19 protein-coding genes and 1 pseudogene are annotated in these 19,650 nt (G+C 40.9%); 12 read left to right on the top strand and 8 right to left on the bottom strand.

What is annotated here, in order from left to right:
- On the top strand, positions 1-160 hold a 160-nt coding region (locus ACKI4H_RS17375; protein ID WP_407305560.1), incomplete at its 5' end, for a 4Fe-4S dicluster domain-containing protein.
- A 135-nt stretch (positions 161-295) separates the two neighbouring features.
- Here the strand turns inward: ACKI4H_RS17375 and tusA are convergent.
- Entirely contained in the window at positions 296-553 is a 258-nt protein-coding gene (tusA, locus tag ACKI4H_RS17370) for a sulfurtransferase TusA (RefSeq protein ID WP_407307968.1), read from the bottom strand.
- Positions 554-755: 202 nt separating this feature from the next.
- Here tusA and ACKI4H_RS17365 point away from each other — a divergent pair, with 202 nt between their 5' ends.
- Both ACKI4H_RS17365 and lnt read left to right on the top strand, forming a co-directional pair.
- Positions 756-1,595, top strand: a complete 840-nt coding sequence (locus tag ACKI4H_RS17365; protein WP_407307966.1) for an HlyC/CorC family transporter — start codon at positions 756-758, stop codon at positions 1,593-1,595.
- Positions 1,592-3,151 carry an apolipoprotein N-acyltransferase gene (gene lnt, locus ACKI4H_RS17360; protein ID WP_407307963.1) on the top strand — a complete coding sequence of 520 codons (1,560 nt, stop codon included), beginning with the start codon at positions 1,592-1,594 and terminating at the stop codon, positions 3,149-3,151. The genes ACKI4H_RS17365 and lnt overlap by 4 nt, the downstream gene beginning before the upstream one ends.
- A gap of 140 nt (positions 3,152-3,291) precedes the next feature.
- Here lnt and ACKI4H_RS17355 read toward each other — a convergent pair whose 3' ends face one another.
- From ACKI4H_RS17355 to gspF, 3 genes are all read right to left on the bottom strand, one after another.
- Positions 3,292-3,627, bottom strand: a complete 336-nt coding sequence (locus ACKI4H_RS17355) for a hypothetical protein (protein WP_407307961.1) — start codon at positions 3,625-3,627, stop codon at positions 3,292-3,294.
- A 283-nt stretch (positions 3,628-3,910) separates the two neighbouring features.
- Positions 3,911-4,348: a type II secretion system major pseudopilin GspG gene (gene gspG / locus ACKI4H_RS17350; RefSeq protein WP_407307959.1), complete on the bottom strand. Its 438-nt coding sequence runs from the start codon at positions 4,346-4,348 to the stop codon at positions 3,911-3,913.
- A 38-nt stretch (positions 4,349-4,386) separates the two neighbouring features.
- Positions 4,387-5,592, bottom strand: a complete 1,206-nt coding sequence (gspF, locus tag ACKI4H_RS17345) for a type II secretion system inner membrane protein GspF (protein WP_407307957.1) — start codon at positions 5,590-5,592, stop codon at positions 4,387-4,389.
- A 151-nt stretch (positions 5,593-5,743) separates the two neighbouring features.
- Between gspF and ACKI4H_RS17340 the strand changes: the two genes are divergently transcribed.
- From ACKI4H_RS17340 to ACKI4H_RS17300, 9 genes are all read left to right on the top strand, one after another.
- Positions 5,744-7,966 (top strand): primosomal protein N', encoded by a 2,223-nt coding sequence (locus ACKI4H_RS17340; protein ID WP_407307955.1) that lies wholly within the window; start codon positions 5,744-5,746, stop codon positions 7,964-7,966.
- A gap of 59 nt (positions 7,967-8,025) precedes the next feature.
- Positions 8,026-9,867, top strand: a complete 1,842-nt coding sequence (locus ACKI4H_RS17335) for a monovalent cation:proton antiporter-2 (CPA2) family protein (protein WP_407307953.1) — start codon at positions 8,026-8,028, stop codon at positions 9,865-9,867.
- A 50-nt stretch (positions 9,868-9,917) separates the two neighbouring features.
- Complete coding sequence (locus ACKI4H_RS17330; protein WP_407307951.1) at positions 9,918-10,793, top strand: Hsp33 family molecular chaperone HslO; 876 nt, start codon at positions 9,918-9,920, stop codon at positions 10,791-10,793.
- A gap of 215 nt (positions 10,794-11,008) precedes the next feature.
- Positions 11,009-11,419: a DUF2147 domain-containing protein gene (locus tag ACKI4H_RS17325; protein ID WP_407307949.1), complete on the top strand. Its 411-nt coding sequence runs from the start codon at positions 11,009-11,011 to the stop codon at positions 11,417-11,419.
- Between the two features lie 171 nt (positions 11,420-11,590).
- Complete coding sequence (locus tag ACKI4H_RS17320; RefSeq protein WP_407307947.1) at positions 11,591-12,052, top strand: DUF2147 domain-containing protein; 462 nt, start codon at positions 11,591-11,593, stop codon at positions 12,050-12,052.
- Positions 12,053-12,239: 187 nt separating this feature from the next.
- Entirely contained in the window at positions 12,240-12,707 is a 468-nt protein-coding gene (locus ACKI4H_RS17315; RefSeq protein ID WP_407307945.1) for a DUF2147 domain-containing protein, read from the top strand.
- A gap of 143 nt (positions 12,708-12,850) precedes the next feature.
- On the top strand, positions 12,851-13,816 hold the full coding sequence (locus ACKI4H_RS17310) for a DnaJ C-terminal domain-containing protein (protein ID WP_407307943.1): 966 nt from the start codon (positions 12,851-12,853) through the stop codon (positions 13,814-13,816).
- Positions 13,817-13,826: 10 nt separating this feature from the next.
- Positions 13,827-14,165, top strand: coding sequence for a chaperone modulator CbpM (locus ACKI4H_RS17305; RefSeq protein WP_407307941.1), 339 nt, complete (start codon positions 13,827-13,829; stop codon positions 14,163-14,165).
- Between the two features lie 98 nt (positions 14,166-14,263).
- Positions 14,264-14,530, top strand: coding sequence for a YdcH family protein (locus ACKI4H_RS17300; RefSeq protein ID WP_407307939.1), 267 nt, complete (start codon positions 14,264-14,266; stop codon positions 14,528-14,530).
- A gap of 127 nt (positions 14,531-14,657) precedes the next feature.
- Here the strand turns inward: ACKI4H_RS17300 and ACKI4H_RS17295 are convergent, their stop codons facing one another.
- From ACKI4H_RS17295 to ACKI4H_RS17280, 4 genes and pseudogenes are all read right to left on the bottom strand, one after another.
- Entirely contained in the window at positions 14,658-15,899 is a 1,242-nt protein-coding gene (locus ACKI4H_RS17295; RefSeq protein WP_407307937.1) for a magnesium transporter CorA family protein, read from the bottom strand.
- Between the two features lie 259 nt (positions 15,900-16,158).
- Entirely contained in the window at positions 16,159-18,246 is a 2,088-nt protein-coding gene (gene pnp / locus ACKI4H_RS17290; protein WP_407307970.1) for a polyribonucleotide nucleotidyltransferase, read from the bottom strand.
- Between the two features lie 250 nt (positions 18,247-18,496).
- Positions 18,497-18,766, bottom strand: coding sequence for a 30S ribosomal protein S15 (gene rpsO, locus ACKI4H_RS17285; protein ID WP_067722305.1), 270 nt, complete (start codon positions 18,764-18,766; stop codon positions 18,497-18,499).
- Between the two features lie 640 nt (positions 18,767-19,406).
- Positions 19,407-19,576, bottom strand: a pseudogene (locus tag ACKI4H_RS17280) (transposase); the annotation flags it as partial.
- Positions 19,577-19,650 lie beyond the last annotated feature (74 nt).

Raw genomic sequence — 19,650 nt, 5'->3', positions numbered from 1 at the left:
GGTCTATGAAATCATGGAAAACAATGACGGTTCCAAGCGTTTCCAGATCAATGCAGCCAACTGTGTGCACTGCAAGACTTGTGACATCAAGGATCCTTCACAGAACATCACCTGGGTAACGCCGGAAGGCGGTGGTGGTCCAAACTATCCGAATATGTAACTTAAGCAAGCATTAAGGCGAGCACTGCCCGACTCTTATGTAAAGAAACTTTATTATTTTCCGTGTGAATAAAAAAATCCCCTCGAAAGGGGATTTTTTTATGTGCTGTTAAAATAAAGAATTCAATATTCTGAATTAGCCTTTCTGGACTAAATAATGAAACTCTTTATTGCCTGCTTCATCTAGCACTTCTTCTTGTAATAACAATTCATGGCCTAAATGCATACAGAATTTTGGAATATCCCAAGAAGTCGAGTTATCCGTGGCAAACACTTCCACCACATCACCCGATTTTGATTTACGAATCGCTTGATGCAACATCATTACAGGTTCGGGACAACGTAGTCCTCGTGTATTCAGCTGAATAGTGGGAGTAACAAGCGGTTCAGACATTCTTAAACTCGGTATTAAAAAATCAGCGTTATTTTAACATAAACTTAAATGCTGTCTTTTGCTTTCAAGACAGGTACTCCAAAGATCGAAAATGATGACTCATGCATTCATAAAGTGCAGCAATTTTATAGATAGACATCTATATTTTCTCGAGTATGATAAAATTTGTTTTTTTAGATATTAAGAGTCTTTAGGAAAGATCATGCACGAGGAATCAGGCCCGTCGTGGGGCATGCGTGGCCTACGTAAATGGCTAAGCACAGCACCCGAAACTCGCGACGAACTGCTAAAATTAGTACAAGATTCACGTCGTTTTTTAGAACCCGATACTGTTGCAATGCTTGAAGGCGTACTTGACCTTCCTGCAACAAAAGTACGTGAGGTCATGACCCCACGTACATCAATGATTAGCCTGCAAGAAGATGATCAGCTACTCGATATCTTGCATACCCTTGTAGAGTCTGCACATTCTCGCTTCCCGGTATTTTCATCCGATCAACCCGATAACGTGGTCGGCATTTTATTGGCCAAGGATTTACTGCCATTTTTGACCGAACAGAACACTAAAGTTGATATTCGTGCATTAATGCGCCAGCCGATCTTTGTCCCTGAAAGTGCCCGCTCCGACCAAGTCCTGCGTATGTTAAAAAATACCCAGACCCATATCGCGGTGGTCATTGATGAATATGGCACCACTTCTGGACTGGTGACTTTAGAAGACATTCTAGAAGAAATTGTCGGTGAAATTGAAGATGAACACGATCAAGTCGATGAAGAAGCGCAATTCATCATTCCAGATAATGACCCTCAAACGGCAAATACCTGGCTCGTGCAAGCACTTACACCAATTGAACATTTTAACAGTGTTTTAGATGCTGATTTTTCCGATGATGAAGTAGAAACTGTCGGCGGTTTATTGCTTCAAGAAATTGGTTTAGTCAGCGATTTACAAGGTCAGATCATTGAGCTTGAAAATTGGGAATTCACCATTGTAGAAGCAGATGCACGTACTATTCATCTGATTCGAGCTGTCCGTAAATGAGAACATACTTTGATAAGCTGTTAAATTCCTCTCAACAAAAAAATCAGCTTCCGTTTATTTATTCCTTTTTAATTTCTTTATTTTCAGGTGCCATGTTCAGTTTTGCACTGGCACCGTATTATTACTGGTGGCTTGCAATCCTGTCCCCTGCCTTGCTCTATGCTTCCTTGCGTAAACGCTCTGCCCGACAAGCTTTTGGCATTGGTTGGGCTTATGGCTTTGGCTTATGGTTTGTCGGTGCATTTTGGCTGTATACCTCCATCCATGTCTATGGTGATACCAGTGCTTTTTTAAGTGTGCTGATGATTGCTTTTATGGCCTTGGTGATGGGTATATTTACCGCCCTGCAAACCTGGATTTACCGTCGCTTCTTTCCTGAGACGCCACTAACATTCGCCCCGCTTTGGGTGTTGTTCGAGTGGGCAAAAACCTGGGTATTTACCGGCTTTCCATGGTTATTTGTCGGCTATGCCTTCACGGAACGCTTCTTAGATGGCTATGCACCCTTGTTTGGGATCTTCGGTGTATCGTTTGTGGTGATCATACTGGCCTGTGCGCTGGTTGAAATTCTGAATAAACGTGTATTCTGGATCATCCCTTCCGCAATCTTAATACTCGGTGCCTGGGGAGTGTCCTATCTCAGTTTTGTAGAAGAAAAGGATGAGAAGCCACTTTCAGTTTCCCTGATTCAAGGCAATATTCCGCAAGATTTAAAATGGCTTACAGAGTATCAAGTCAAAACCTTGATGATTTACGCTAATTTAAGTCGTACAGAATGGGGACGTGACCTAATTGTTTGGCCGGAATCATCCATTCCCATGTTCCAAACCGATATTGAACCTTTCTTGGATGCCATGAAAGTTCAGGCAGAAAAATCTGGAACGGCATGGGTTACAGGTCTTCCTTATTGGGATTTAAAAGAATCAAAAATCGAACAGCAGCCGATGTACTACAACAGTATTATGGCTACAGGTGAAGAGACTGAAGGCTTATATAAAAAGCAACGTTTAGTCCCGTTTGGTGAATATATTCCCTTATCTGGCTGGCTCAGTTGGGTTTTGCCAGCATTGCAAAATGACCCGTCGATGAGTGGTTTTTCTCGTGGTGCACGTGATCAAAAACCATTGAATGTGAAAAACCATGCGCTGGGTGCTGCTATTTGCTATGAGGTGGCTTATCCAAACCTGACCCGTCGTAATGCCAGTCAAAGCGATTACCTGGTCACTGTATCCAATGATGCCTGGTTCACCGGAACTGCGGGACCCTGGCAGCATTTACAAATGGTACAAATGCGTGCCAAAGAAAATGGACGCTGGTTTATTCGTGCTACCAATACGGGTGTGACTGCATTTATCGATCATAACGGGCATATTGTGAAACAGGCGCCTACTGATCAAACTGCCATCCTTCGTGGGGATGTTCCAGCGATGCAAGGTGAAACCTTATATATGCGCCTGAGTGATTGGCCGATTCTGGGTTTCTCATTGTTGTTGTTGATTCTAGGCTGGATTTATCGTCCACGTAAGATTGATATTTCGTTTAAGTCACGACGTTAAGCATTAATGTTCCCTCTCCTTCTAGGAGAGGTAAATTGTTTATGATAATCCGCCCTCATCCTAACCTTTTCCCAGAGGGAGAAGGAATAAAAAGGCTATAAAAAACCGAGATTGCCTCGGTTTTTTTATTTCAACTGACTTTATAACTGGGTGACTAAATAAGACATCATCCCTGTTAAAAACAGCATCGGGATATAACGATAAACATTCACTACACTTTGTTCTAAAGCTGAAATCTGTTGTTGTTTTAATTTTAGTACAGTCGTTTTAAGTGCAGCCCAAAAACACAGAATAAACAGTGCACTGAATAAACTGATGGCAAAGAACCCCACCATAATCTGGCTACTTCCTTGCGTCGCATTCCATAAAGTTAAAATGCCCTGACTTATCGGAAGCAAACTCAAAATTAAAAGAACAGACTTGAGCATCGTCCCATGAAACTGGTTAATTTCATCTGATATGATTAATGCTTTCATTCTCTTCTCCCCAAGCAAACCCGTTGCCATTCAGAGCATTATGCAAGCTTTTTAATAAATAGAAAGTCTATTTGTATTCACATACCCACATTATTGTAACCATCAAACATGGTAATAATTCTTATTATAACTCTCAAATGGCACTTATTATATAAATCAAACAGATTCAAAAACTTAACATATTTAATCTAATCAAGATGTATTATCACTTCACTTAGTATTGAACAGTCAGATGACGTGAAGTGATATATTCAATTAATTTAAAATAACTCATGATTCTCAGTTAAGGCTGATAATAAATATCGGCATCTGTGCCTTCACCGCCTTCTTTGCCATCGGCACCAAAAGAATATAAATCGAATGCACGGCCTTCGGCACCGGGAATTACATATTGGATATCATTCTCCCAACTGTCTTTCGGATAACCGCCTTTGACATATCCGCCCTGCATCCAGTTTTTTGCTGAAGCCGGCTGATTCACCAGAGCATCTAAACCGCCATCTTGCATAGACGGATATTTGCCATTATCGAGTTTGTATTGATCTAAAGCTCCAGCTACACCTTTTAAGGTAATGGCAGAAGTATCCACCTTGGCTTTTTCACCACGCCCCATGACATTCGGTACAATCAGCGCAGCCAGCACACCTAAAATCACAATCACTACCATGACTTCAATCAGGGTAAAGCCAGACTGCTTCACTGGATATAGTTTTCCTTGCATATCACTCTCTCGCAAACTCGTTATCTTTATAAAATGGGTTAAATCATATTATTCATATTTACAATTGGCAGCATCACCGCAATCACAATCACCAAGACAATACTGGCCATTAACACCAACATTAACGGTTCAAGTAAAGCCAGGAGTGTTGAAATGAGGGTAGTGACCTCCCGTTCCTGCATGATCGAGGCACGCTCCAGCATGCGATCCAGCTCACCCGACGCTTCGCCACTTTTGATCATTTGTACCATCATCGGTGGGAAATAACCACTGCGCTCCAGTTGCGTTGCAAGGTTGCCTCCTTCAGTGACTTTTTCGGCGGCCAAATTAACTGAATCACGAATCACCCAGTTATTGCTCACCGCTGCACCAATTTTAAGTGCATCCACCAATGGCACGCCGGACTGTGTCAAAATAGATAAAGTACTGGCAAAGCGTGCTGCATTTATACCACGCGATAATTTACCAAATAATGGCAATTTGAGCGTTAAACGATCAAACGCATAATGCCCGGCAGAAGTTCTTAAAAAACGCGCCAAGGAAATAAAACCGACCGCACTGGCCACCAATAAAAACGGCCATGCCACGCGAATAAAATCGCTGGCCTTCATCAGTGCGACTGTAATCCAGGGCAGTGCATCTTTATTTTGGTCAAAGGTTTTTACAATATCCGGAACCACATAGGTCATGAGACCCATCACTATTGCGAAGGACATCAGCATTAGGATAATCGGATAAATCATCGCGCCCTGTACTTTCTTTTGCATGGCAAAGCGGTTTTCGGTGTAATCTGATAGCTGATCCAGAATCAAATCCAGATGTCCGGAGCGTTCCCCTGCGGCAATGGTGGCAATATACAAGTCAGGTAAACGTCCGGCTTGCTGTAAGGCATTGGCTAGTGAATGCCCTTCCATGACTTTGGAACGTACTGACATCAACAAATTTTGCACATGGGATTTTTCACTTTGCTTGCCCACAGCGCGCAGCGCTTCTTCCAAAGGAATTCCGGCTGCAACCAGAACTGAAAGCTGCCGCGTAAACAAGGCCAAATCATAAGCAGTGATTTTTTTCTGAAACCAGCGGTTGGAATTGTGCTTATCTTTTTGCTCAACAGGATCGACAGTCACAGGAATGAGTTCTTTATCTCTTAACTGTTGACGAATCTGACGTGCTGAATCTCCTTCTAACACGCCTTTTTGCTGCTTCCCTGAAGCATCAATAGCAGTAAATTGATATGCAGGCATTGTGATGCTCTAATTTTCCAAAATTTGCTTCAGCGCTGTTGCGTCTGACCACTAAAATCATTCATATTCTTAGAATAAATGATTTGTTCACTCTAACATAACTCTATCTTTAGCACGACGAAATTTGATCAGGACGCTTTGACCCTAATTTATGCCAAATACACCATCGACTCCATCCAACATTTATCGCATTCGTGTTGCAGTACCGGTCTATATTTATGACTGTTTTGATTACACTTTAACGGCTGAACAATATCGACAAGCTGAAGTCGGCGCGCGTGTTAAGGTGTCATTCGGACGACAAAATCTGGTTGGCATTATTGTTGAAAAATTAACAGCGGATACTCCGATTGATCCACGTTTTAAGCTCAAAGCCATTAGCGAACTGCTGGATGAGCAAGCAATTTTAGATCAGAAAACTTTAAGCTTGCTCACTTGGTCAGCTCAATATTACCAATTCCCCATAGGTGAAGTTTTTCAAAGTGCCTTACCGACTTTCTTGCGTCAGGGAAAACCGTATAATTTACTGGCACGCATGTGGAAAGTGCTGGATTTAGCAGCTGAAACCAAAGTGAAGCGCTCCGAAAGACAGCAAGAAGCCTATAAAGTCCTGAAATTACATCCGAAGGGAACTGCGGAAAATATTTTAAATTTGGCCGGAATTGAAACTGCAACCCTGAAGGCTTTAGAAAAAAAAGACATTATTGAATGTGTTCTGGAAAATCAGGATTTTAGTCCGCAGCCGGTCACGCTGGCTCAAATGCCGTTAACGGCGAATGACGACCAAAAGAAAGCGGTACAACAGGTGCTTAAAGCACAGAAAAAATATCAGGCTTTTTTACTTGATGGCTTAACCGGTAGCGGTAAAACCGAAGTCTATTTGCAAATCATGCAAGAGGTACTAAAACAAGGTAAACAGGTCTTGGTTTTAGTGCCTGAAATTGGACTTACTCCGCAAACCATTAGCCGTTTCCAGTCGCGCTTTTATGGCAATATTGTACTATTGCATTCAGGACTGAATGATTCTAAACGCTTACAAGCCTGGCAAGCTGCACAAACCGGTAAAGCTTCAATTATTCTAGGCACACGTTCTGCGATTTATACCCCGCTGCCAAATTTGGGTTTAATTATTTTAGATGAAGAACACGACCTTTCGTTTAAACAGCAAGAAGGTTTCAGATATCACGCCCGTGATGTCGCAATGTATCGTGCACATTTAGAAAGCTGCCCGATTATTTTAGGTTCAGCCACACCGAGCATTGAAAGTTATGCGTTGGCTGATTCAGGAAAAATGACACGTTTAGAGCTGAATCAGCGTGCGGGTATCGCGCTGATGCCAAAGATTCATCTGATTGATCTGAAAATTGCGCAAAAGCAAAATGGTATTAGCCAAAGCCTGATTGATGAAATACAAAAACGTCTGGATAAAAAAGAACAAGTCTTGGTATTTTTAAACCGCCGTGGTTATGCACCGGTGCTGATTTGTGAAAGCTGTGCCTGGCAGGCGAAATGTCCGCATTGTGATGCCAACTTTACCGTGCATCGCCAGCCTTATCAGCATTTACATTGTCACCACTGTGGCACCATTCACCGCATGCCCGAGCATTGTCCGCAGTGCAATCATACTGAACTCAAATCGATCGGGATGGGCACAGGCAAAGTCGAAGAAAATTTACAAGCCTTGTTCCCGAATTTTGACGTGATTCGTGTAGACCGAGATTCCACTAGTCGGGTTGGTAGCTGGCAAAAAATTTATGACAAAATCCAGAAAAGTGAGCCGATTATTTTGCTCGGTACCCAGATGCTGGCCAAAGGCCACCATTTTCCTTATGTCACCCTGGTCGCCATTTTAGATATTGATTCCGGCTTACTCAGTGTGGATTTTCGCGCGACCGAACGCACTGCACAACTGATTGTCCAAGTGGCCGGTCGTGCCGGTCGCGGAGAACGCAAAGGTGAAGTGTATTTGCAAACACTGCGCCCGGATCATCCCTTATTAAACACCTTAATTCAGGAAGATTACCGCCATTTTGCCAAACAGACCTTAAAAGAGCGTCAGGCTGCAGCTTTACCCCCTTTTCGTTATGCGGCACTCATTCGCTGTGAATCGAAAAGTCAGGAGCAAAACCAGGAGTTCTTACAGCGGCATGCCCAGACCCTAAGACAGATATCTGAACATCTGATTGATATCTGGGGACCAATTCCAGCACCAATGGAACGTAAAGCCGGACGTTATCAGGCACATATGGTGCTGTTGTCAGCAGATCGTGCCCGGTTACACTTTTATATTCGTGCCTGGTGGCAAAATATGTTGCATCAAAAGCCATCAACCATGAAACTTACACTCGATATAGACCCTCAGGAATTAAGTTAAGTCAAAGTTGGTACTGGGCTTAACATTTTTGAATTTAAAATAAATTCTAGGACAGGCTGATGTCGCTACTGTTACAAATTACGATTTTCCTTGGTGCTTCCCTGCTCTTGGTCCCTCTGGCCAAGCGTTTTGGGATTGCCACCGTACTCGGCTATTTGTTTACAGGGATTTTACTTGGTCCCAGCGTGTTCAATCTGGCCAGCGACCCTGAATCAATTCAGGAACTGGCTGAATTTGGCGTTATTTTATTGATGTTTATTATTGGATTGGAGCTACGTCCGCAACGATTATGGGAAATGCGTAAATCCATCTTTTTGATGGGCAGTCTACAAGTCGGTATTACTGGCGTTATTCTTGCCATCCTTATCTTTTTTGCCTTAAACCAGAACCTTTCTGCCAGCTTTGTGATTGGAGCTGCGCTGGCTTTATCCTCTACCGCCTTTGTCTTGCAACTGCTGGCTGAAAAACAGCAACTCAACACCACCTTCGGGCAGCAATCCTTTTCTATTCTACTTTTTCAGGATATTGCAGCCATTCCACTGTTGGCGATTATTCCATTACTCGCAGGTACTGAATCGAGCCATCATGGCATAGCCTATTTTGCCGCAATCATTGCCACCTTTAGTGGCTTGTTCCTGTTTAGCCGCTATATGATGCGTCCATTTTTCCGCTTTGTGGCTAAAAGTGGGGCGCATGAACTGATTACTGCAGTCGGTTTGTTTATTGTCTTGGGCGTGGTTGCACTCATGGATGTGCTCGGCATTAGTACGACTTTGGGGGCATTCTTAACTGGAGTCTTGCTCGCCGACTCTGAGTTCCGCCATGAACTTGAAGCCAGCATTGCGCCCTTTAAAGGACTGTTACTGGGGTTGTTCTTTATGACTGTCGGCATGACTACCCAGCTATCCCTGCTGGTCGATATGCCCTGGATGATTATTGGCGGTGCACTCATTTTAATGCTGGTTAAAAGCATGACACTTACGGCAATTGCGCGCTATTTAAAATATTCATGGCGCAACAGCTTACTGCTTGCCACCTGCTTATCCCAAGGGGGTGAATTTGCCTTTGTGGTCCTAAATGTCGCCAGTAGCGAAAAAGTTTTAACCCAGGCGATTCTTGAGCCTTTAACATTGATTGTTACACTTTCAATGGTGCTCACCCCAATGTTGTACTGGCTCATCAGCAGTTGGATTATTCCGTTGATTGATAAAGAAAAAGCTCCAGTCTATGATGAAATTCCCGATACCCATAATCCGATGATCATTGCCGGATTTGGGCGTTTTGGACAGATCATTGCCCGTATTGCACATTTACAGCATCAATCTTTTACTGCAATCGACAGCAATTTAGAAAAAGTCGATTTTGTACGCAATTATGGCGGTACACTCTATTATGGTGATGCGACGCAGCCGGATATCTTACGTTCGGCCGGAATTAAACAGGCAAAAGTTTTTGTGTTGGCAATTGATGATATTGAAGACTCAATGAATGTCGTACGTCATATTCGCTTAAACTATCCGAAGCTGAAACTTTTGGTACGTGCACGTGATCGTCATCATGTGCATTTACTGCGTGATTTGGGTGTAGAACATATCTGGCGTGAAACTTATTTATCATCCCTGGGTATGGCCTATCGTGCCTTGCGCGAATTGGATATCAGTGAAGAAGATGCTTATAAAAGCATTGAACTGTTCCGTGATTACGATGAAAAACTATTGCTTCAGCAACAACGGGTATATACCGATGAACAGAAGATGTATGAAACTCATCGTAATGCTTTAGCAGAGCTGGAACACTTATTTGAAAGTGATGCTCAAATTCTTCAGGAACCGACTGGCGTCAATTTACAACGGGGCTTAGAACATCAGCGTATCGATGTCACAAGAGATGATATTAACTAGCTTGTGTTTTATAATCTAGACACCATTAACACGGGCTATTGGAGAAATTTATGTCTGAATTACGTCAACGCTTTTATATTGAAAATTGCCCGGTTCGTGGTGAAGTGGTGCATCTCGAAAAAGTTTTGCAAACCATTCTTGCCCAGCGTGACTATCCGCAAGCTATTCAAATCCTTTTGGGTGAAATGCTGAGTGCGACGGCCCTACTGGCAAGTACCCTTAAAATTAAGGGACGTATTAGCCTTCAAATTCAGGCAGCGGGTACATTTAAATGGGCCATGGCGGAATGCAACTATTTAGGTCAATTACGTGCTTCAGCCGATTACGAAGAAGATCCGCGCTTTTTTCAGGCAGAGGACAGCAGTACAGTTTTCAAAGCGCTCGTCAGCCCTGTACTGTTTATTAATATTGAACCTGAATTTGGTGAACGCTATCAAGGTATTGTTCCTGTTGAACATGACACCTTAGCCGGTTGTTTGATGCAGTATTATGATTTATCTGCACAAATTCCAACAAAAATTATGTTAGCCAGTACTGCAGAACGTTCCGGGGGTTTACTCATTCAACTGTTACCGCGCATAAATGAGGAAGAACAGCAACTTGTCGATGATGACCTCTGGCCACGCCTGACCATGTTGACTGATACATTAAAACCAGAAGAACTGACGGATCTTGACGCTAAAGAAATTCTTTATCGTTTATATAACGAAGAAGATGTCCGCTTGCCAGAAGTGGAACAATTAAGCTTTGGCTGTACCTGTTCTAAAGAGCGTTGCGCCAATGCACTCATTCAAATTGGGGTTGAAGCAGTACAGGAAACCTTGGAATTTCAAAATCCAATCACTATGGATTGCCAATTCTGCAGTACCCGCTATACCTTTACTGCTGAAGAAGCCTTTGGCTTATTTGGTCAACACCTGAGTTAATTCAACTTCAAGTGCATAAAAAGAGTAGCGCTGTCGCTGCTCTTTTTATGCACTGAATTTAATTCCCCATCCGTCTACCAACTTGTTTATATCTAGGTTTATGACTTGTAATCTGGTTATTTTTAAGTAATATTCCATACCGAAATAAAGCGAATAATCTCAATAAAGCTTTTATTTTTCATACATAAAAATAAATTAATGATTGGAATATTTACATGAACACAAAAATAATTTTGAGTGGAGGTATACTTCTCGCCAGTAGTTTTCTCCATCCAGAAACACCTGAGCTAGCAGGTATCTGGAAAACCATTGATGACAAAACCAGATATACCCGTGCAGATGCTTTCATCACTACACAAAAAAATGGAATTTACCAGTGGAAAATTATCAAAATTTATTCCATTCCTAACCCAGCTGCCATTGATCATTGTGAAAAATGTAAAGGCGCATTAAATAATGCCCCCATGATTGATCTCCCCAGTCTTTCCGGCTTTAAGCAAAATCCTAAGAATAGAGATGAATTTATTGACGGCCATATTTCAGATTCGCTTTCAGGTCATGTCTATCAGGGCAAAGGACGCTTCAATACATGCGGAAATATGCTTACATTACTTGGTTTTATCTAGCCTATTTATTAATTTATTTTTACAGCCTTATTCACATAATAAAGTTATTAATTTTTTATTTATTTAACTGGTATTCACTACTTTAATTCGTTATAAATAAAACCATAATTTTCTTATACCTTTATTGTGTTAGGCATTTCCTCTCTTGTTTTACTTGGGTTTAAACGGTTTATGAAATTAAATTTTTGCACCTCTCTTTTTAAATTATTAATTCTCACTATCAGCTGTTCTAGCTTTGCCTCTACCGACCCTTTAATTGGCAAATGGAAAACGATTGATGACCGAACTGGCTACTCGTTATCTGATGTGATTATTCAAAAAGATAAAAACAATCACTATTCAGCTAAAATTATCGATGTGCGCGCCGTACCGGGAGCCTATGAACATACGGTTTGCGAAAAGTGTACTGGAGCCAATAAAAATAAACCCCTTGTGGGCATGACCACGCTGTCTGGGTTAACCGTGCATCCTGAAAAAAATAATGAATTTATTGATGGCATATTTTTAGATCCTGTCACCGGACAGCAATACCCTGCTCGTGCCCGACTCGGCAATCATGGAAAACATCTGATTATTCGTGGCTCCAAAGATGGCTCAGCTGTCGGTCGAAATATCACGTGGGTCAAAAATTAATTTTAAAAAAGCCCTATTTTGGGCTTTTTTAATATCAAAGAATCCAAAAGAATAAATCAACCAACACAATCCATTATTTTTGTGAAACATTTGGCTTTTTATTTGTTTGATTTTTCAAGCAATTATCGCTATAAATTAGGCGTTTTACTCTAAAACTAAAAAACATTTCATTTTAAGGGGGAGATTAATGAAAAATTTATATAAAGGTATTTTCGCAGGGATAATCTTGGCAACACTTTCTTCACTCAGTTTTGCTGATGACGCGAATGATCCTTTAGTCGGCAAATGGAAAACCATTGATGATCAATCTGGCTATTCTCGTGCGGATGTGGAAGTTCGCAAGAAAGCGGATGGTAGCTATGAAGGGGTTATTGTTGAAACACGTAGCTTGCCTGGCGCGGAAAAAATGGGCATCTGTCATAAATGTCCAGGTCAGCTCAAGAACAAGCCTTTTCTAGGGCTGCCTTTTATCTGGGATTTTAAAGCAGATCCAAAAAAGCCACGTGAATACCATGATGGCAAAGTGCTTGATCCAATCAGTGGCAAAGTTTACAAAGGTAAAGCACGCTTAAGTGCCAATGGCAAACGTCTAACCTTACGTGGTTATGTCGGGGTATCGGTGATTGGGCGCAGTGTCACCTGGATTAAATATTGATCTTGTTCAAGATTTCTAAAGGCTCCTAAAAAGGAGCTTTTTTTTGTCATAATTTGAAACAATAAGGTACAGATCTACACTATTGCAGTGTCTTGAAAGGCACAATAATGATTAAAACCTAACCTCTTCCAGCTTCTTATTTTATGCCTAAAAATCATTATGAAGTTCTTGGTATTACACGTGATGCCACCCCAGATCAGATAAAGAAAGCCTATCGAAAATTGGCTCGAAAATTTCATCCCGATGTTAGCAAAGAAGCGGATGCTGAAATAAAGATGCAAGCCATTAATGTAGCTTATGACACTTTAAGTAATGAAGAGAAAAAGGCTGAATATGATTTTGAGCTTGATCATCCTGAAGCTTTTTATCAGCCTGGCGCAAATACAGGGACAGATGGCTTTGATAATGCAAACTTCTATGGCCAAGGATTTAACCAGCAGGGCTATTCAGGTTTTAGCGGTTTTGAAGACCTTTTTGGACGTTTCGGTTCAGGTTTTGGTGGAGAGAATTATCAATATCAAAAGCAGCAAAGACAGCAGCGTAGTTATCGAGGTGAAGACCAACATGCCAGCATAGAAGTCGATGTAGCAATTGCATACCATGGCTCAACCCAACAGATCACCTTGCAAATCCCAACTTTAAATGCTTTCGGAGAGCCTGAAGTACAGCGTAAAACTTTACAGGTGAAAATCCCGAAAGGGATGAAAGAAGGTCAACAGATCCGTCTTGCTGGACAAGGTCAAACAGGAATGAATGACGGGAAAAATGGCGATCTTTATATAGAAATTCACTATAAAGATAGCGATAAAATTCGAGTTGAAGGTGCAGATATTTACTACACCATCAATGTTGCACCATGGGAAGCAGCACTCGGACAAAATATTGAAACGTCAACACCTGAAGGAACCAAAGTACAGGTGAATCTGCCTAAAAATGCTAAGACAGGTCAGCAGCTTCGACTAAAAGGTAAAGGGATACCTTGCAAAACACCAGGTCATTTATTTCTGGTTTTAAATATTGTTTACCCAGCTGCACAAAATGAACATGAACAGCAGGCTTATCAAGCTTTTGCGGAAGCATTTTCAGCATTTAAGCCTCGCAATGCTTAAGGAGAGAATCATGACCACTATTCATTATCGTGAAATTGTATGTGATGGACTTAATCATACAGAAGTCATTGATGAGCATCATAGTTTTGATTTAAAGCATTTTGCTGAGGTCTGTGGGCAAAGTCCAGAATGGGTTTTACAACTTCTTGAATACGATATTCTAGATACTCGTCCAGAAGACCGTATTCACCAGTTCTTTGGTGATGATGTTTCTCGTGCACGCCGGGCTTATCGTTTACAGCGTGATTTTGATGCCAGTTTCTCTGCAGTGGCGATGATGCTGGATTTAATTGATGAAGTGCAACAATTACGCAAGCAAGTTAAACATCTGAACGTACAAGACTCTTGATTGAGTCTTGAAATACTGAAACGTATTGTTCGAAAAGAACCAATATGTAGTGGTTATTTTTATTTCAAAAACCAACTTTGTGAGAATACTCTAGGCTTATGAATATCAAAGAATGTAATAAAAAAGTGAAAAAAATGTTTCCTGAATATCAGGAATTAATCCATAAACTACGTCATGATGATCCTCATTTTGCTAAAATATTTGAGATTCATCAGGAACTGGATAAAGAAATTGCACAACTTGAACTCAATCCGGTCAATCTCATCAATGATGATATTGAGGCAATGAAGCGTAAAAAACTAAAAATAAAAGATGAAATATATAAAATACTGACGCGAACTGCCCAAGTGAGTGATCTGACTTAACAGTTTAATCTTAATAAGAAAAACAGATCATTCCAGTTAGCTGAGCTTAAGTTCAGCACAACTTATCAGGGTGTGCTTAAAAACAGGATCTCTTTTTATAAAGAATGATTTATAAAAAAGAGAATCTTTATTTTAACTTGGTTAATTTTTCGACTTTTTCTACAGTTTTTTTGACAGATCGTTTAATTGGTTTATTGTCCAGCAGCCAGAACAGGTTGACGTGTTGATCTTTATATTGTTGGGCTAACAGATCAATAACGCTTTTCTCTCCTAAACCCACCAAGTGTCTTCGATAAAAATAATAAATCAATAATATGGTGGTGATGACCATCACGATTAACATCACCCAAAATCCGGTGGGAGATTTCAAACCTGGAATAAACTCAAAATTCATTCCATAAATTCCGGTTAACAGGGTCAAGGGTGCAAAGATTGTCGTGATAATGGCCAATATACGCATATTTTCATTGGTTTGGTTGGCAATTGCGGAAAAATGCAAATCTATGGTCGCTTGAATAGAGGCACGAAGACGAACAATATGTTTTTGAATTCGCTCCACATGACTGATTAAATCATTAATGCGAACCAGCAGTATATCCAGCCGTTCAGGCTTTTTCTTGCCTTTTGAATGGGGGTAATTATCTATAATTTCATCCCTAAACTCTTGCAGGGTATCAATTTGCTCTTCACATAAATCCTCAACCTGTTGAAAAGACATGCTTTCTTGCAATAACTGATCCCATTTCTTAAATCGGCGATGCCCTTGCAACAATTCTTGCTGCCAAAATCCAACCCGTCGGGTCAGCGGTACACGTAAATCCAGATAACCATCCACCATACTGTTCAGCAGGCGCAAGGACAAATCGAAGGGTGAAACTGGAAGTTTTCGTGACTTATTCTGTTCCTGGCTAGAACGAATAAAATTCAGCTCAATACGGGAAATATAGTTTTTTAATGCCATATTCCCTTGCTCACGTACTGTAATCAGGACTTGCGGGGTGATAATAAAACTGACAGGAGTGGTGGCCAAACCAAACATCTGTTCATGCTGTTCAAACGCCTGTTCACCTGTTCCTATATCATCATCCGGGGTAATGAGTTTTCGAAAAATCAGTAAGTTATAGTCATCCATGGTATCAAAAGAACAGGGATGTTCTAAATTTAGAATATCTTTTACATGGAATTCATTTAGATACAAATGGGTATGTTGGTATATTTCTTTTTGCCAAGCCTCTGCGCGATTTACTACATCAATTCGGGTAAAATCAATCCAGATAAATTCAAGCTGAGTTTCAGCATCAGTATTAAGTTCTTTTTGTACAGAAATATGGTGATCTGAAAGATGCTGATAAAAATAATAAATTTTCATTAAAACAATTCTCTATTCACTATTTTAATTTTTTCTTATGCCTGAATAGAAATTTAAGGTACTTAATCTATTAGCCTTAAAATTATGAGCCGAGCCGAATCTTTAAGCAATCAGATAATGCTTTTATTTATAAGTCTTCCATACACAAATTAAAGTTCAAAAAAAGCCCTGAACCCGCCAAAGTGATGACTTTGACAAAGTACAGGGCTTTTCATATATTTTCATTCACATGAGTTAAATCATGTGAATATTCAAAATATTAAACTTGTTCGATGTCTTTCATGGTTAACTTGATACGACCACGGTTATCTACATCAGCAACCTGTACTTTAATTTCCTGGCCTTCTGTCAGTACGTCTGCAACATTGGCAATACGTTCGTTAGAAATTTGAGAAATATGAAGTAGGCCGTCAGTACCTGGCATGATGTTTACAAACGCGCCAAATTCAACAATACGAATCACCTTACCAACGTAAATTGTACCTGGTTCGATTTCAGCAGTAAGCGCCTGGATTTTAGCAACCGCAGCAGCTGCAGCCGCTTTAGTTTCACCAAATACGCGAACTGTACCGTTATCTTCGATATCAATTGCCGCTTTAGTTTCTTCAGTGATTGCACGAATAGTCGCGCCACCTTTACCGATTACATCACGGATTTTGTCCGGGTTGATGTTAATCACCTGGAAGGTAGGTGCATACATAGAAATTTCAGGACGAGCGCGTGAAATGACTTGGTTCATTGCGTTCAGGATGTGCATACGACCTGCATAAGCTTGGTTCAATGCAGCTTCCATGATTTCTTCAGTGATACCTTCAATCTTGATATCCATTTGAAGCGCAGTAATACCGTTTGCAGAACCGGCTACTTTAAAGTCCATGTCACCCAAGTGATCTTCATCACCCAAAATGTCAGAAAGAACTGCGAAACGTTCGCCTTCTTTCACTAGACCCATTGCAATACCTGCAACTGGTGCTTTCAATGGAACACCTGCATCCATAAGTGATAGTGAAGCACCACATACAGAAGCCATTGAAGATGAACCGTTCGATTCAGTGATGTCCGATACAATACGGATGACGTACGGGAAGCGGTCAGCTGGTGGAAGCACGGCTTGAACACCACGACGCGCCAAACGGCCATGACCGATTTCACGACGTTTAGGACCTGATTCACGACCTGTTTCACCTACAGAGTATGCAGGGAAGTTGTAATGCAACATGAAGTTGTCAGTTTTCGTACCTGACAAAGTGTCAACCATCAATGCATCACGTGTATTACCCAAAGTTGTTGTTACCAACGCCTGAGTTTCACCACGTGTGAATAATGCTGAACCGTGAGCACGCTCTAACACGCCCACTTGTACATCTAGGCCACGAACAGTTTTTGTGTCACGACCATCAATACGGGGTTTACCAGACAAGATATTGTCACGAACGGTTCGATATTTTAAGTCTTCGAATAATTCGTTTACTTCATCCGCGATACCAGTTTCGTCATTTTCTGGAACGAACTGAGCAACTGCCTCAGCATAAAGTGCATCAAGTGCCGCATAACGGTCTTGTTTCACTGCAATGGTATATGCTTCAGAGATTTTCGCTTCGAATGCTTCTTTAAGTTTGCCTAGAAGTTCTTCGTTCTTCGCGGGAGCAACCCATGTTGATTCAGTCGCACCGGCAGCTGCAGCAAATTCTTTAATCGCTTGAATTGCGATTTGCATTTCGTCATGACCGAAAAGTACAGCACCCAGCATCTGGTCTTCTGAAAGTTCTTTCGCTTCAGATTCAACCATCAATACTGCAGATTCAGTACCCGCAACCACAAGATCAAGATCAGATTCTTTCAATTGTTCGTGGTTCGGGTTAAGAATGTATTCACCGTTGATTAAACCAACACGCGCGCCCGCGATTGGACCACGGAACGGAGTACCTGCAATTGACATTGCAGCTGAAGTACCGAGCATTGCAGCAATGTCAGCATCCATGGTTTTGTCAGAAGAAATTACAGTCGCTGTGACTTGGATTTCGTTAAAATAACCTTCTGGGAACAACGGACGAATTGGACGGTCAATTAAGCGTGAAATCAACGTTTCAGCTTCAGACTGACGACCTTCACGCTTGCCATAACCACCTGGGATACGACCTGCAGCATATTGCTTTTCTTGGTAGTTCACAGTCAATGGGAAGAAATCCTGACCGGCTTTTGCTTTAGGCTGAGCAACAACTGCAACAAGCACCTGTACACCACCCATGGTGATCACAACACTGTTTGCCTGACGGGCAACACGACCTGTTTCTAAAGTAACAGTATGCTGACCAAATTGAAATTCTTTACGAACAATATTAAACATCGACATGTTTTATTTTTTCCTGATTTTATTCTAGTGGAGACCCCTAAGGTTTGGCATTCACGACCAGCTGGACGAATAAATGACAAAGCTTAGAAGCCGACCTCACCAGATTTTCAAAACACTAATTTAAGACACAAAGAAGGAGCGAAACAATCGCCCCTTCCCCTTACCTGGTTGGAGCCAGGTAGACTTTCTTTTTCAGTCTGACAGCATTCAAAATGCAATAGTCCGAAAAATAAGTTTAATCGAATTAACGACGTAAACCTAAAGCAGCGATCAAAGCGCTGTAACGAGTAGTGTCTTTACCTTTAAGGTAATCAAGAAGCTTACGACGTTGGTTAACCATACGGATAAGACCGCGACGGCTATGGTGGTCGTGTTTGTGTTCTTTAAAGTGACCTTGCAAATCATTGATTTGTGCAGTCAACAAAGCTACTTGTACTTCAGGTGAACCAGTATCGTTTTCAGCGCGAGCATATTTAGCAACGATCTCTGCGCGATCTGCGTTTGTTAAAGCCATTCGATTTCTCCGAGATGCTTAAAAATTACATATGATAGGAATCAATCGATCACTCAATTGACTGCCGTGCATCACTACAGCAAGTGCGCTATTTTAAGGGAAAAGTCAGGTGATTGCAAAAATAGAAACATGTTTTTATCTTTTTATTTCAATTCTTTGATTAGCTACAGTTTTTCTTTTTCTATCTTTAAATTTTACTTAGTGATCCAACAATAAAATTCATATCTTCTATATCCGTTTTTTATTCTTTTTCTATTTAAAAAACAGCATCATTAAGCCTCTACATCCATTCTATCCCCTCATACCCATACAAAATAAAAAAAAGCCCAAGCTAGGCTTGGGCTTTTTTGCGCTGTAGTTTCTTATGTTTTAATAATTATTATTTTATTTATAGTAATAATGTTCGCTTTTTCGCGGTTATTATTATAAACAATCCTTGTGTAACTGGTACTTCCCTGTGTGATTGATTTTGCCATAAAGCTTTGTGTAAAGAAGTCGCCTTTTGCGTATCTATTTGTAAGCTTTTACGTACATTAATTAGCTTTTTAGTAGCAATGCAATGTGACTTGTTTAACAATTTTATTAAAATACAACAACTAATTTATAATTTAATAGTTATTCAATAGACTCCTTTCATAAATCATTTTTTACTCAGCTCCAGGTTATAGATTCCAGCGATTAAATTGAATCTCAAACCGAGTCTTTTGCTCTATTTCGATAACGTTCGGCAAGGATCTTGAAGGTTTTCAGGCTGCCAAAGACATGCTCAATGCCGATTCTTCTTTTATTGATTTCCTGATTATAGTTTTTGAGTTCAGGATCCAATTTACCGCGTCTTTTGGCTTTTAGTCTTTAAAACGGACAGTTAACTTGCTAATTTTAGC

This window comes from Acinetobacter sp. (genome assembly GCF_045628685.1).
Classification (GTDB): domain Bacteria; phylum Pseudomonadota; class Gammaproteobacteria; order Pseudomonadales; family Moraxellaceae; genus Acinetobacter.
Note: the sequence above shows the minus strand (reverse complement) of the source record. Positions and strands in the feature narration are given on the sequence as shown.